Source organism: Floridaenema evergladense BLCC-F167, from assembly GCF_041929205.2.
Taxonomy (GTDB): domain Bacteria; phylum Cyanobacteriota; class Cyanobacteriia; order Cyanobacteriales; family Aerosakkonemataceae; genus Floridanema; species Floridanema evergladense.
In genome coordinates this window covers 3,451,220-3,465,783 of record NZ_CM171625.1, presented here as the reverse complement: position 1 = coordinate 3,465,783, position 14,564 = coordinate 3,451,220, and the positions used below count along the sequence as shown (strand labels likewise).

The window sequence follows — 14,564 nt, the reverse complement described above, 5'->3', positions numbered from 1 at the left end:
ACAAATGATGTCTAGCACATAATAAATTAAGAGAAAATAACAACTAAATCTTTGCTTTATAGGAGACAAACTAAAATGGCTACCACTGACTTTAAAGATTATTATGCCGTCCTGGGAGTAAGTAAAACCGCTAGCGCCGACGAAATCAAAAAAGTTTACCGTCGCCTAGCACGTAAATATCACCCAGACATGAACCCCGGTGACAAACAAGCCGAAGCCCATTTCAAAGAAGTTACCGAAGCCTACGAAGTACTTTCCGACCCCGATAAACGCAAAAAATACGACCAATTCGGTCAATACTGGAAACAAGCCGATCAAGCATGGTCAGGTGCTGGTGGCGCAGGCGCACCCGGAGTTGATTTTAACGGCTTTGACTTCAGTCAGTACGGTAGTTTTGACGAATTCATTAACGAATTGCTAGGTCGCTACAGTACAGGAACTACTGGAACTGGTGCTGCTGGTAGACGTTCCACTAACCGCAACTACGGCTATCGCACCAGCCCAGGTGGACCAACTGGCTTTGGTGGTTTTAGCGGCTTTGACGGCTTTGATAATCAAACAACGTCAAATGTTAGCAGTGCTGATAGAGAAGCTAACCTCAGTCTGACATTTTCCGAAGCTTTTCATGGCGTACAAAAACGTTTAGATTTAGGGACAGAAGTAGTAGATGCGAAAATTCCCGCAGGTGCTAAAAAAGGTACTCGCATTCGTTTAAAAGGTAAAGGTTCTTTCAATTCTTTAAATCAACAACGAGGCGATTTGTACCTTAATGTAGAACTACAACCACACAATTTCTTCCAATTTGATGGCGATAATTTAGTTTGTGAAGTGCCAATTACTCCCGATGAAGCTGTTTTAGGCGCACAAATAGAAGTTCCGACTCCTGATGGTTTGGTAACTGTTAATGTTCCCGCTGGTGTACGTTCCGGTCAATCTCTGCGACTGAAGGGAAAAGGTTGGCCTAATCCTAAAGGGGGACGTAGCGATTTAATGGTGAAAATTTCTATTGTTCCGCCAAAAGAACTCAGCCAAAGTGAGCGGGAATATTATGAAAAAATTCGGGCCGATCGCACTTTCAATCCCCGCAGCAACCTCAAACAAATTAAATTGTAATTGGGTTGTCAGTTAATCATTATGATTAACTTTCATCCTTAACTTTAAGTTAATATTAACCCCAACATTACAAGCTGACAATTGCAGTTGCAGTGTTGGGGTTAAAAATTTATCCTACCAAAGTGCTATTTGCCCAAATTAAACAGCAGCAAAGTAAACTTTTGACTTGACAGGATCGGGTGTCATGGTTTTTTCGCCCGGTTGCCAACCAGCGGGACAAACTTCATCCGGGTGAGTTTGTACGTATTGAATTGCTTGGAGAGTCCGCAATGTTTCATCAACGCTGCGACCAAAAGATAGGTTGTTGATGGTGGCGTGTTGAATTACACCTTCTTTGTCAATGATGAACAGACCGCGCAAAGCTACGCCTGCTTCTGGGTCGAGGACATTGTAAGCGGCGCTGATGTCTTTTTTGATGTCAGACACTAAAGGATAAGCTAGGTTGCCCAATCCACCAGATTTACGATCGGTATTAATCCAAGCTAGGTGGGAGAATTCGCTATCTACCGAAACGCCCAGAATTTCTGTGTTGAGGGCTTTGAATTCTTCGTAGCGATCGCTAAATGCTGTAATCTCAGTTGGGCAAACAAAGGTAAAATCCAACGGATAGAAGAACAACACTACATACTTACCACGATAGTCGGACAGCTTGATGCTCTTGAATTCTTGATCTACTACAGCTGTCGCAGAAAAGTCAGGAGCAGATTGACCAACGCGCAAACATCCTTCTGATGCGTAACTTAGAGGCATGAACTTTTCTCCTTAAAAAATTATGCTTCGACTTGTGTTCTTCTTGTAGGTAATGTAGTAAAGACGGGGTTTACTTTGGGTTTTTTGGGCTAACGCAAAATTCTCGTTTCACCCACCTCGTCTCGCCCACAGGGGCAACTACTGTTTATTTACGAACTGTAACAACTATATCATACTCATAACGATTTTGAGTAAACAATGGAAAGTCTAGATCGGCGAGAGTGGTTATTGACTAATGGGCTAGGTAGTTTTGCTTGTGGTACCTTGTGTGATGCCCGCACCCGCACTTATCACGGGTGGTTAATTGCGGCATTAAACCCCCCTAGCGAACGCACGTTACTACTATCTCACGTAGAAGCAACTCTAGAAATAGGGGTAAAATCTTGGGAATTAGGCACAAATTTCTGGTCGGGTGGTAAAGTTGCGCCTTCGGGTTATCGATTGTTGCGATCGTTCACCATCGATCCGATTCCCACTTGGGTTTGGAGTGAGGAAAATTGGCAATTAACTCGACAAATAGTAATGCCTAATGGGTATCCTAAAGAAGGAGAAGAATTATTGCCCAACCAATTCGAGCAGAGAACTTGGATCGAATATGTTTATCAAGGGAAAGAAACAGCAATTTTGCGATTAAAACCATTAATTGCCGATCGCAATTTTCACCACCAACAAACGGCAATACCAGAATTAAAATTCTCGCAAAAAGTTAGCGAAAACTCCGTTTTTTTCCAAGCAATTAGTCAAGGTTGGCAAGGTACGCCTTGGCAGTTAACTTGGAGTAAAGGAAATTATCAAACATCTGGTTATTGGTATTGGAATTATTACTATCCTGAAGAGAAATTGCGAGGATTAGGCGATCGCGAAGACCTTTGGAACCCAGGCGAATTAACTGTAATTTTACAACCAGGCGATCGCCTTACCTTAGAAGCGAAATTAGGCTGGACAGAGGAGATGAGGAGATGGGGAGATGGGGAGATGGGGAGAGATCTAGATCTAGAAACTCCCCCCATCCCCCTACCTCCCCACCCCCCCACCTCTTTAACTCCCCCCATCCCCCTACCTCCCCACCCCCCCACCTCTTCTTCCCAGTCCCCAATCCCCAACCAACTACTTCGCGCCGCAGATCAATTTATTGTTTATCGTCATTCCATTTCTGGGCCAACTGTAATTGCGGGTTATCCTTGGTTTAATGATTGGGGTAGAGATACATTAATCGCCTTACCCGGTTTAGCACTTACAACAGGTCGATTTGAAATTGCTAAAGGCTTATTAGAAACTTTCGGTTCCTATTGTAAATATGGTTTAATTCCTAACACCTTTCCCGATCAAGGAAATGAACCATTTTATAATAGCATAGATGCTTCTTTGTGGTGGATTGAAACATTAGGACTTTACTTAGAAGCAACCGAAGATTGGGACTTTTTAGTTACACAATATCTCGTCTTTCGCCAAATTTATAAAGCTTTTTCTGCTGGTACTCTGTTCAATATTCATATTGATGCCACAGATGGTTTACTAACTTGGGATGCGCCTAATGTAGCTATTACTTGGATGGATGCAGTAATCGGTGGGAAACCGATTACTCCTCGTTGTGGTAAACCAGTTGAAATTAATGCTTTGTGGTACTCGGCTTTATGTTGGGCAACTAAATGGGCAGAAAAACTGGCAACTAATCCGTCTGCTAATGTTGAGAAATTGTGTACTCAGCGCGATCGCTATTTCCAACAAGCAGAACAAGTAAAAAAATCATTGCAAAAATACTGGAATCCTCACCAACAATACTTCTACGATACTATTACTCCAGATGACAAACTTGATGCAAAAATTCGACCCAACGCAGTCTTAGCTTTATCTTTATATCATTGTGGATTTCCCCCAGAACAAGCCCGTCAGGTATTACAAATAGCCAGAGATAAACTCTTAACACCCTACGGTTTACGCAGTCTCGCACCAGACGATCCAGATTATATTGGTTCCTATACTGGAGATTCAATTCATCGAGATAGTGCTTATCATCAAGGTACAGTTTGGAGTTGGTTAATTGGCTGTTTTATTAATGCTTGGCAACGGTTTTATGATACTGAATCATTACCTTTTGATTGGCAACCAATGTTAGAACATTTTCAAAATCAAGCCTGTTTAGGTTCAGTTTCAGAAATTTTTGATGGCGACCCTCCGCACACCCCGCAAGGTGCATTTGCTCAAGCTTGGTCAGTAGCAGAAATTCTCCGTTATTTTGCCAAACATAAATGATAGTAGTCTGATAAAGCTACTTTTTGAGGGCGCAGAGGAGCAGAAGAGAGAATTAGACCAGCTTTCTTCTGTTTCTAAATAAGTTTAGGAAATAATCATGACGATCGAACCACTCAACGCAAATTTTTGCGTAGCTCTGGGGTTTATCTTAACCGAACAAATTTATCAATCACTCTGGTAAATATTTACAGTTGACAAAGGAATTTCTCACGTTGGTTTTTAGTATTCCCAAGCTCAATATGAGAAACTTTCTTCTCAAGTTTTCTGCTTTTTTTATTAAATCTTGAAAATACTGATTGCATTTTTGTCTTTCCCTCTATATGATAGAGTCTTGAGTTAAACAAATACAGTATTCCGACCGACTAACCGTACTTTTGCTAGAGGGTAAAGAGAATGGGTCAGTGGCACAGCACCACAAAACAAGGGCGATCGTCGTCACATACGATAATGGCTCGTGCAGCTTCTCTGGTAGGACAGTGGTGCCAAAAGCGGCTGAACTTTCAGAGTAAAACAAGTGGACTCAAGAGTTTAGTCAGTTTATTTTTAGTAGGAGTAAGTTTAAGTTTTGCGATCGCTTCCTGTGGTGGAGATTCCAACACACCAAATGGTACAACTTCAGGAACTCAAGGCGACCTTAAAGTAACTTTAGTTTCCTATGCCGTGACTCGCGCCGCTTACGACAAAATTATCCCTCAATTCATTGCCAAATGGAAACAAGAACATAATCAAACTGTAACTTTCACCCAAAGTTATGGCGGTTCTGGTTCTCAAAGCCGTGCAGTAATTGATGGTTTAGAAGCTGATGTTGTGGCATTAGCCTTAGAACTGGATATCCAAAAGATTGAGCAAGCAGGATTAATTCAACCAGGTTGGCAAAGCGAAGCTCCTAACAATTCTATTGTTACTAGATCTGTAGCAGCCTTAGTTACTCGTGAGGGAAATCCTCAAGGAATTAAAGGTTGGGAACAACTGGCAAATTCAGGCATACAAGTAATTACCGCTAACCCGAAAACTTCCGGTGGTGCTAGGTGGAATTTCTTAGGTTTGTGGGGTTCAGTTACGCAAACCGGAGGTGATGAAGCTAAAGCTTTGGATTACACCACTAAAGTATTTAAAAATGTTCCTGTATTACCCAGAGATGCTAGGGAAGCTAGCGATGTCTTTTTCAAACAAGGTCAAGGAAATGTATTGATCAACTATGAAAATGAAGTAATTTTGGCAGCATTGAATGGTCAAAAACTTCCTTATGTCATACCTGAAGTGAATATCTCTATTGATGCTCCTGTAGCAGTAATAGATCAAAACGTTGATAAACATGGAACTAGAGAAGTTAGCGAAGCTTTTGTGAAATTCTTGTTCACACCAGAAGCGCAACGGGAATTTGCTAAAGTTGGTTTTCGATCGATCGATCCAACTGTAGAAAAAGAGTTTGTTAAGGAATACGCTCCAATTAAAAAACTGTTTACTGCCAAAGATTTTGGTGGATGGAGTGAAATTCAGAAAAACTTCTTTGCTGATGGCGCTATTTTCGACCAAATTCTGACTAAAAGCGGCAAATGATGAATAAGCTAAAAAAACCTAATCCAGACAGCGATGCTTGGTAAATTCATTTACGAGGATAATTAAATGCCAACCTCTAATCAAATCGAATCCGCATTTCAACCAATTCATCCCAAAAGAGATGCAACAGAAGCATCTAACATCGTCCCGGACGATCGACCAACCCAAACCAGGATTCGCATTAAAATTCCCCAAAAATATCATCAAGAACCAGTAATTTCTCGATTGATTTCCGATCACAAATTAACCGTAAATTTAAATCAAGCTTTACTAGGAGCAAATGCCAGCAATGACGGTTGGTTTGATTTAGATTTACAAGGTTCAAATCGGCAGATTCAAAGCGCCTTGATTTACTTAGCAGAAATGGACATCGAAATCTGGAGTAAATCCACCGATCCAGAAGAAGAAATTTGGTAATCGAAATAGCAAAATTACCAGTCAAAAATGGGATAATTCCCTTATTCGACAACCAATTTAATTACCCAAAAATACAGACAAATACAAACCGAAGGAAAATCTCATTCTATGACTGTATCTTCTCCTCCTGAGCAGCTGAATCGTGGGGCAAAAAACCAGATTCAGCGATTTAATTTCTCTTTGCCTTGGACAATTATGTTTGGGTATCTTACCCTCATGTTATTTGTGCCAATCGCAGCTTTATTTTTAAAAGCAAGTACAGTCGGCCCTGCTGAATTCTGGAGAATTGCTACTAGTCCAGTTGCCCTTTCCGCTTATGATGTAACCTTCACCACAGCATTAATTGCCTCATTAATTAATGGCGTATTTGGCGTAGTAATTGCCTGGGTTTTAGTCAGGTACGACTTTCCTTTCAAGCGTCTTGTAGATGCAATAATTGACTTACCTTTTGCCTTACCAACCTCAGTAGCAGGTTTAACATTAGCCACAGTTTACAGCGATAATGGTTGGATTGGTTCTTTACTAGCACCCTTCGGAATCAAAGTAGCATTTACTCGCCTTGGTGTCGGAGTAGCAATGTTATTTATTTCTCTACCTTTTGTAGTGCGAACATTGCAGCCAGTTTTACAAGAAATGGAAAAGGAAGTTGAAGAAGCAGCTTGGAGTTTAGGTGCTTCCCATGCTCAAACATTTTGGAAAGTCCTTTTACCACCATTAATTCCCGCAATTTTAACCGGAATTGCCTTGGGTTTTTCCCGTGCAGTAGGAGAATATGGTTCAATTGTGATTATTTCTTCAAGTATTCCGTTTAAAGATTTAATTGCTGCGGTGTTAGTTTTCCAAAGATTGGAACAGTTTGATTATGCAGGTGCAACTGTGATTGGTACAGTTTTGTTGCTCATTTCTTTAGTTATGTTGTTAGCAATTAATATTTTACAAGCATGGGGGCGGCGTTATGAATAGAAAAGAAGCTATATGGGTGAAGCCAACTTTAGTAGCTATTGCCCTTGGTTACTTAGGCTTACTAATATTAATTCCCGCAGTTAATGTCTTTTACCAAGCTTTTAAAGACGGCGTAGGCCCATTTTTAAACAACCTCACCCAACACGACTTTTTAAATGCAGTTTGGTTAACGATTTTAATTGCCGCAATTGTAGTACCAGTGAATGCAATTTTTGGATTGTGTACTGCTTGGGCGATCGCACGCAACAAAAACTTCCCCGGTCGTACCCTACTATTAAGTATCATCGACCTACCCTTTGCCATCTCACCAGTAGTCGCAGGTTTAATGATAGTCTTACTCTATGGTCGCAATGGTTGGTTTGGCCCTTGGTTAGAATCTGCTGATATTAAAATCATCTTCGCCCTTCCCGGAATGATTCTCGCCACCGCTTTTGTCACCCTACCATTCGTCGCCCGCGAAGTAATTCCCGTACTTGAAGAATTAGGTTTAGACCAAGAAGAAGCAGCTAGAACACTAGGCGCAAAAGACTGGCAAATCTTTTGGCGCGTCACCTTACCCGGTATTCGTTGGGGTTTACTTTACGGCTTGATTTTAACTAATGCCAGAGCTATGGGAGAATTTGGTGCAGTCTCAGTTGTTTCCGGTAATATTGTCGGTAAAACCCAAACCTTACCCCTATTTGTTGAAGAAGCCTACAAACAATACCAAACACCAGCTGCTTTTTCCGCCGCCGTGTTGTTAGCATTCTTAGCAGTAGTCACCCTGGTACTAAAAGAAATCCTAGAGCGTAAAACTCGGATTAAAGAAGTTGACGAATAGTCAGAGGATTTCAGATTAAACAAATTCAAATTTTCAGTAATAGGTTTAGCTTCACTCGGCAATTTGAAAAATGTAATCTGAAATCACCACCTCCGAATAGCATTTAGCATTTAGTATTTGCTCAAGCCATATTGTTTTCAATTGACCAACGTGCCAGTTCTGTGCGATTATGCAGTCCAGTTTTACCCAGCATATTCGACACATGACTTTCTACTGTTCGTTGACTGACATTTAGTTCCTCTGCTATTTCCCGATTAGCTAACCCTCGTGCTACGTGCTGTACTACCTTCAGTTCTGTTGGAGTTAACTGCACATCAAAGGGAACGGTAATTCTCTGATTGTTATCTCCATTAACCGTGCGATTGCGTAGCCGTTCGGTATGCTTAAGTGAAGACTCCACCTGCGCCACAAGTTCTTCTGGCTCAAATGGTTTGACCATGTATACATCTGCTCCTGTGTTTAAGCCTTTCACCTTATCTTGGCTTTGGCCTTTAGCAGAAAGAAACAACACCGGAATCCAATTAGTTAGAGGATTTTCTCTAACGTTCTTGACAAAGGTATATCCATCCATTTCCGGCATCATTACATCGCAGATAATTAAATCTGGAATTTCGTTTTCCAGTACTTCTAACGCTTCACGACCGTTTTCTGCCGTGATAACTTCATAACCCCGAAATTCTAGGTAATCTTTAACTAGTAAGATTAGGTTAGGGTCATCATCAATTAGCAGTAGTTTTTTTGTATCTCTCACACGAGTTTCCTTAACCATGCTTTACCACTTGCCTATACTGGCGGCAATTACGTTTGCAATTGGTTCCCCAGTATTATCTACATTGTACTGAACAAGCTGTTGAGTGGGACTTGTTAACTAAGTAACAGTCAGTATACGTTACTGGAAATCAGCGGTTTGGACAAAACCAAGGGAAACCTAGTAGTAATACTGAGTCATACTGTTTAATTGCAATGATAGTATCTGTGCTGAGCAAAAGCATCCCCTTGGCAAATAAATGCGATCGCAGTATAATTTTCAGGGTTTAAAATTTAATTGCTATTGGTAGATATACCTAAAGTAGTATCTGGTAAGGGATGAGTTACAAAAGCGTACTCCCGCACAACTTGATTGCCAATTAAATGTTCTTGAATAATCCTTTCAATCACCTCTGGGGTAGCACTGTGGTACCAAACCCCATCAGGGTAAACTACTAGAATTGGCCCAGAACAACAAACTCGTAGGCAATTTGCCTTAGTCCGAAAGAGGCAATTAGGTCGATTAGTCGTTGGTTTATCTAATTTTAATTCTTTTAAACGCTTTTTTAAGTAATTCCACGCTTGTAAACTTACTTCTTTAGAACAACACTCCGGTACAGTTTGATCGGCACAAAGAAAAATATGCCGTTGAATTTGGTTGATGCCTAAGTTTTGAACACAAATGGCTAAGGCATCATTTTCTGAAGACTCACAAACATTACAAGTTTCATCATCTGGCACAATTGCTGAGTTTTCCATATTTGTTATTTGTTGCCTTTAAATCATGCCTCACCAATTTTAGTTCGGGAACCCGTACACAAAAATTTATTGTCATTGGGGCACCCGTCGTTTTAAATTAGCACTCAGGAGGTGAGAGTGCTAATTGCGATCGCAAAGGTAATGACTGATAAAGAAGTTATACCTAATTAAGACGCACTTGCCAACTCATCTCTGCTGTAAAAAAACAGAAAAGCTCTGGAGATTGGAATAAACTATGGCTGCTGTATCATTGAGCGTTTCCACCGTTAAACCTTTAGGTGAACGAGTGTTTATCAAGGTAAGTGCTGCTGAAGAAAAGACTGCTGGTGGTCTCTATTTGCCTGACAATGCGAAAGAAAAACCCCAAGTTGGAGAAGTTGTGCAAGTAGGCCCCGGCAAGCGCAATGAAGATGGTACTCGTCAAGAGTTAGAAGTAAAAGTTGGCGACAAAGTTCTCTACTCCAAGTATGCTGGCACCGACATTAAACTCGGTACTGATGAGTACGTTTTACTCTCTGAAAAAGACATTCTTGCCATTGTTAGCTAATCGCGTCATTAGTCATTAGTCATTGGGAAAAAACCCACATCAACAACAAATGACAAATGACAAACATCCAAACTCTAAATTACACAATCACTGAAATCACTGAAACAGAAAAACTATGGCTAAGCGCATTATCTACAACGAAAACGCTCGTCGTGCCCTTGAAAAGGGAATGGATATTCTAGCAGAAGCAGTTGCGGTAACATTAGGCCCCAAAGGTCGCAACGTAGTGTTAGAAAAGAAATTTGGCGCACCCCAAATTGTTAACGACGGTGTAACAATTGCTAAAGAAATTGAACTGGAAGATCATGTTGAAAACACTGGCGTTGCTTTGATTCGTCAAGCTGCTTCCAAGACTAATGATGCTGCTGGTGACGGTACCACCACTGCGACAGTTTTAGCTCATGCAATGGTAAAAGAAGGGTTGCGGAACGTTGCTGCTGGTGCAAATGCGATCGCCCTAAAACGCGGTATTGACAAAGCTACCAACTTCTTGGTAGATAAAATTAAAGAACACGCTCGTCAAGTTGAAGAAACCAAAGCTATTGCTCAAGTTGGTACCATCTCTGCTGGTAACGATGAAGAAGTCGGCAACATGATCGCCCAAGCAATGGATAAAGTTGGTAAGGAAGGCGTGATTTCCCTGGAAGAAGGTAAGTCTATGACTACCGAGTTGGAAATCACCGAAGGGATGCGTTTTGATAAAGGTTACATCTCTCCTTACTTTGTAACTGATGCAGAACGGATGGAAGCGGTTTTAGATGAGCCTTTCATTCTGTTGACTGACAAGAAGATTGCTTTGGTACAAGACTTAGTACCAATTCTGGAGCAAGTTGCGCGTGCTGGTAGGCCATTGTTGATTATCGCTGAAGATATTGAAAAAGAAGCTTTGGCGACTTTGGTAGTTAACCGCTTGCGTGGTGTGTTGAACGTAGCTTCTGTGAAGGCTCCTGGTTTTGGCGATCGGCGCAAAGCTATGCTAGAAGATATCGCAGTCTTAACTGGTGGTCAAGTAATCACCGAAGATGCAGGTCTGAAGTTGGAAAGCACCAAGCTGGATATGCTGGGTAAAGCTCGCCGCATTACCATTACCAAGGACAATACTACGATCGTTGCAGAAGGTAACGAAAAAGCAGTTAAAACTCGCTGCGATCAAATCCGTCGTCAAATGGAAGAAACTGAATCTTCTTACGACAAGGAAAAACTGCAAGAACGTTTGGCTAAACTAGCTGGTGGCGTTGCAGTTGTGAAAGTCGGTGCAGCTACCGAAACTGAAATGAAAGACCGCAAACTGCGCTTAGAAGATGCGATTAACGCTACTAAAGCTGCTGTCGAAGAAGGTATCGTTCCCGGTGGTGGTACAACTTTAGCTCACTTGGCTCCCCAAGTTGAAGAATGGGCTAACGGCAACCTGACTGGTGAAGAGTTGACTGGCGCTTTAATTGTAGCTCGTGCTTTGACCGCTCCGCTGAAGAGAATTGCCGAAAATGCTGGTCAAAACGGCGCAGTAATCGCTGAAAGAGTTAAGGAAAAAGACTTCAACGTTGGTTTCGATGCGGCTAAGAACGAATATGTTGATATGTTTGAAGCTGGTATCGTTGACCCCGCTAAAGTAACTCGTTCTGCTCTGCAAAACGCTGCTTCTATTGCCGGAATGGTGTTAACCACCGAATGTATCGTGGTTGACAAGCCAGAACCCAAGGACAATGCTCCTGCTGGTGCTGGCGCTGGCATGGGTGGCGATTTCGATTACTAATCATATCTTGTGGGGTGGGCATCTTGCCCGCCCTTTTATATGTAATATGGCTGTCTTAAAGACAAAACCAAATTACTATTTATTCAAGCTGCTTCTATAATAGAAACAGCTTTTTATTTAGCTATTTTTTGTAATCATTGCTCCAAATATGTGAGTCTGCGCTTTCAATCTAGAAAAATTTATTTTCAGGATATCAATATTTATTGCAGTTCATACAACAATGACAATACGTAATCACTAAGCTGTTAATCATTTAAATAGGGTAAAATGGAAAAGTCAACCGAGCAAAATGAGTCAGGGAATGCCAGCAAAGAATCATCTGAGTTTAGAACAAGTAGAGAAGCTACAAAAAGCCCTAAAAGATGAAGAAAATGGAAACATTAGAGAAAGAATTCTGATGTTACTGTTGCTAAATGATGGAAAAACTCAAGGTAAAATAGCGGAATTTCTGGGCTGTTCAATAAATAAAGTATCTTATTGGTGCGTACATGGAGATCCAGATAATCTGGAAAGCCTAGTGGATGAAAGGATGAAGGGGAATCATCAAAAAGCCACAGATAAATATAGAGAAATATTATTAGAGACAGTAGATAAAGAACCCAAAGAATTAGGATACGAATTTGGCAGATGGACAGCAGAAAGATTAGCAACATATTTAGCAGAAACGACAGGAATAAAATTAAGTGGGTCGCAAGTTAGGAGAATATTAGAGAAAAAAAAGTTCGTTTACCTCTGGGCGAAGTACAGCTTAGAGGGAAAGCGAGAGCCGGAAAAAAGAAAAGAATTTAAAAAGAAGATAACCGAATATTTAAAAATAGAAAAAGATAACCCAGAACGTTTACAAGTATGGTTTTGGGACGAAAGCGGTTTTAGTTTAAGCGTGATAAAAAGAAAGAATTGGTGTAAGAAAGGTAGCCGAAAAGAGGTGAGGGGAGAGCGAAGAAAGGGTCGGATTAATGTAATGGGAGGGCTGAGGTATTCCGACAAGAAAAGGTTTGTGGAGTTTCTGGATAAAAGCAATTCAGAAAGTTTTTATCAAGTGCTAAAACTGTTTTATCAAGAATTGATTGCTGAATGGGTAGCTGCTGGCAATGAAGCCGATGAATTTGCGGAAAAAGGAGCCAAAATAGTGATAATTCTAGATAATGCTAGTTTCCACAAAAAAGCTGAATATCTCCAGAAAATTGCTGCCGAAATGCCCAATATTCATTTAGAGTTTCTCCCCAAATATAGCCCGGATTATAACTTAATTGAATTAGTTTGGCATTCAGCAAAAGAATTTATTGCTAATCGACTATTTAAATCAATCGAAGAATTAGAATATTTATTGCATCAACTTTTAAATGAAGGACAGTTAATTATTAAATGGGAGCGAAAACTTAAAAATAAAGGTAATGCTCTTATCCCTGTTTAAATGCTTAACAGCTTATCGTCCACGTACACTTCAATTCACCAGAGGTTTTGTTGAGAAAATTATAGAAATAACTTGGCTGGATCAAAAATATGAATCGTTTGTGAAGTTTAATCGCATTGGAACCTATGATGGCGACCCTCCAAATTGGCCTGAGTGGGCGCGAATGAATAAAAATCCTAGCTAACAAGAATCCTGTATAGCTCAATCATGTTCTGTTCCGCAATTACACCTTGAATTTTACTTTCTACAGCCATTTTAAGCAGTTCTGCGGAGTTGGTGTGATAGCTGGCAGATTTATCATGAGCATATACCAAGACATTTGTATCGAAGAATATCTTAATCTGACTCATACATTTTTTCTCTGTTAAGATATTCATCTTTGATTTCTAGGTCAAAGGTAGGAAAAGGATAATTTTTTTGAGGAACGACAGAAAGAGATACTTCTACCTCATCTCCATCTTGGATATTTTCTGGTAAGGGTTGTGTCAGAATAATGCTTTGTCCTTTGATATAACCTTTCATAATTTTTAGGTCTCCTGTTTTAATAAATCTTAGTTTAGCTTCTGTAGCTAATCTACCCATAATCTGACTACCCAGCCACCACTAAGGGATAATCAAATTCATCAGCTACAGGTTGCAAAAAATCTGGTTGATTTCGCTCAGATCTTGCTTCTAGTAACTTTTGGGCTACATCACGCGCAATTTCTAATGTTTCAGCAATTGTTTTTCCTTGCGCTACTAACCCTGGGAGATCTTCGGATGTTGCTAAATAAACTCCTTCTGGTAGTTTTTCAATATGCAGGTTAAGCAGTTTTTCCACTTTTAGCAATCCTTTGTTGAGTTTGATTAATTGTCTAATGGCGTAACTTTAGCATATCAATTGACGAGCAGTGCTAAAGTGAATATCAGGAGGTAAGTTAAATGTTTGCTACTATCACAGATAACCCATCGGAAATTCGGCAAATTTTTCAGCTTAGCACTTCTAGTTCTTCAAAGCTTTGGGAACTGGCGCAAAAAGCAAATGAATTGGCTTTAATGGTGGAAGAGCGTTGGGAAATGTTCTCTGATAAAGAAAGAGAATTACTCATCACTTTTGCCTACGCAATTATTGAACCACCCAAAGGAATATTAGATACTATTGGTGAGTTTGTCAGCCGTTTTCTTTTAGCTTTGGTTTTAGCCACAATTGCTATTAAAGGAGAACAAGACGCTTTTATTGCCTATTCTAGTAACTCCAAGCGCCTTATTAATGCAATTTTGGGTAAAGTTGAGCAGGAAAATCTTGCTTATCAAAAAGCATTATCTGAAGCTATTGAAGAGGCTTTTAGCAATTCAGAAAATAGGAAATCTATGACTGCGGAGGAAGCTTGTGAACGAATCAGGGGAATTTCAGATCGAGTTATCAGAGAACTTTGAAAAATCCTATCAAAAATTGATTCGCGATCGCTATCGGAAAAATCGCAACGCT

The 14,564-nt window shown here is 40.4% G+C and carries 15 protein-coding genes; 10 read left to right on the top strand and 5 right to left on the bottom strand.

Annotated features, from left to right (window positions below; translation table 11 throughout):
• Positions 1-75 precede the first annotated feature (75 nt).
• Complete coding sequence (locus ACE1CA_RS16805) at positions 76-1,113, top strand: DnaJ C-terminal domain-containing protein (protein WP_413280744.1); 1,038 nt, start codon at positions 76-78, stop codon at positions 1,111-1,113.
• A gap of 138 nt (positions 1,114-1,251) precedes the next feature.
• On the opposite strand, the gene ACE1CA_RS16800 is transcribed toward ACE1CA_RS16805, so the two are convergent.
• Positions 1,252-1,863 carry a peroxiredoxin gene (locus ACE1CA_RS16800; protein ID WP_413280743.1) on the bottom strand — a complete coding sequence of 204 codons (612 nt, stop codon included), beginning with the start codon at positions 1,861-1,863 and terminating at the stop codon, positions 1,252-1,254.
• 198 nt (positions 1,864-2,061) lie between these two features.
• Between ACE1CA_RS16800 and ACE1CA_RS16795 the strand changes: the two genes are divergently transcribed.
• The 5 genes from ACE1CA_RS16795 (at position 2,062) to cysW (ending at position 7,876) form a co-directional block, all read left to right on the top strand.
• Positions 2,062-4,116 carry an amylo-alpha-1,6-glucosidase gene (locus ACE1CA_RS16795; protein ID WP_413280742.1) on the top strand — a complete coding sequence of 685 codons (2,055 nt, stop codon included), beginning with the start codon at positions 2,062-2,064 and terminating at the stop codon, positions 4,114-4,116.
• Between the two features lie 393 nt (positions 4,117-4,509).
• Entirely contained in the window at positions 4,510-5,676 is a 1,167-nt protein-coding gene (locus ACE1CA_RS16790; protein ID WP_413280741.1) for a sulfate ABC transporter substrate-binding protein, read from the top strand.
• 66 nt (positions 5,677-5,742) lie between these two features.
• Positions 5,743-6,093: an NIL domain-containing protein gene (locus ACE1CA_RS16785; protein WP_413280740.1), complete on the top strand. Its 351-nt coding sequence runs from the start codon at positions 5,743-5,745 to the stop codon at positions 6,091-6,093.
• A 108-nt stretch (positions 6,094-6,201) separates the two neighbouring features.
• A complete protein-coding gene (gene cysT / locus ACE1CA_RS16780; protein WP_413280739.1) occupies positions 6,202-7,056 on the top strand; it encodes a sulfate ABC transporter permease subunit CysT in 855 nt (284 codons plus the stop codon).
• Entirely contained in the window at positions 7,049-7,876 is an 828-nt protein-coding gene (gene cysW / locus ACE1CA_RS16775) for a sulfate ABC transporter permease subunit CysW (RefSeq protein WP_413280738.1), read from the top strand. The genes cysT and cysW overlap by 8 nt, the downstream gene beginning before the upstream one ends.
• 121 nt (positions 7,877-7,997) lie before the next feature.
• Here the strand turns inward: cysW and ACE1CA_RS16770 are convergent, their stop codons facing one another.
• Both ACE1CA_RS16770 and ACE1CA_RS16765 read right to left on the bottom strand, forming a co-directional pair.
• The gene (locus ACE1CA_RS16770; RefSeq protein WP_413280737.1) at positions 7,998-8,645 is read right to left on the bottom strand and encodes a response regulator transcription factor; all 648 of its coding nucleotides are present in this window, start codon (positions 8,643-8,645) and stop codon (positions 7,998-8,000) included.
• Between the two features lie 272 nt (positions 8,646-8,917).
• The gene (locus ACE1CA_RS16765) at positions 8,918-9,382 is read right to left on the bottom strand and encodes a (2Fe-2S) ferredoxin domain-containing protein (protein WP_413280736.1); all 465 of its coding nucleotides are present in this window, start codon (positions 9,380-9,382) and stop codon (positions 8,918-8,920) included.
• Positions 9,383-9,617: 235 nt separating this feature from the next.
• Between ACE1CA_RS16765 and groES the strand changes: the two genes are divergently transcribed.
• The 3 genes from groES to ACE1CA_RS16750 all read left to right on the top strand — a co-directional run bounded on the left by groES (position 9,618) and on the right by ACE1CA_RS16750 (position 13,096).
• Complete coding sequence (groES, locus tag ACE1CA_RS16760; protein ID WP_486517414.1) at positions 9,618-9,929, top strand: co-chaperone GroES; 312 nt, start codon at positions 9,618-9,620, stop codon at positions 9,927-9,929.
• A 115-nt stretch (positions 9,930-10,044) separates the two neighbouring features.
• Positions 10,045-11,682 carry a chaperonin GroEL gene (gene groL, locus ACE1CA_RS16755; protein WP_486517413.1) on the top strand — a complete coding sequence of 546 codons (1,638 nt, stop codon included), beginning with the start codon at positions 10,045-10,047 and terminating at the stop codon, positions 11,680-11,682.
• A gap of 301 nt (positions 11,683-11,983) precedes the next feature.
• Entirely contained in the window at positions 11,984-13,096 is a 1,113-nt protein-coding gene (locus ACE1CA_RS16750) for an IS630 family transposase (RefSeq protein ID WP_486517970.1), read from the top strand.
• Between the two features lie 336 nt (positions 13,097-13,432).
• On the opposite strand, the gene ACE1CA_RS16745 is transcribed toward ACE1CA_RS16750, so the two are convergent.
• Positions 13,433-13,678: a hypothetical protein gene (locus tag ACE1CA_RS16745; protein ID WP_413281537.1), complete on the bottom strand. Its 246-nt coding sequence runs from the start codon at positions 13,676-13,678 to the stop codon at positions 13,433-13,435.
• Between the two features lie 7 nt (positions 13,679-13,685).
• A complete protein-coding gene (locus tag ACE1CA_RS16740) occupies positions 13,686-13,916 on the bottom strand; it encodes a type II toxin-antitoxin system HicB family antitoxin (protein ID WP_413258216.1) in 231 nt (76 codons plus the stop codon).
• Positions 13,917-14,017: 101 nt separating this feature from the next.
• Here ACE1CA_RS16740 and ACE1CA_RS16735 point away from each other — a divergent pair, with 101 nt between their 5' ends.
• Complete coding sequence (locus tag ACE1CA_RS16735; RefSeq protein ID WP_413281538.1) at positions 14,018-14,512, top strand: hypothetical protein; 495 nt, start codon at positions 14,018-14,020, stop codon at positions 14,510-14,512.
• The last annotated feature ends 52 nt before the right edge of the window (positions 14,513-14,564 follow it).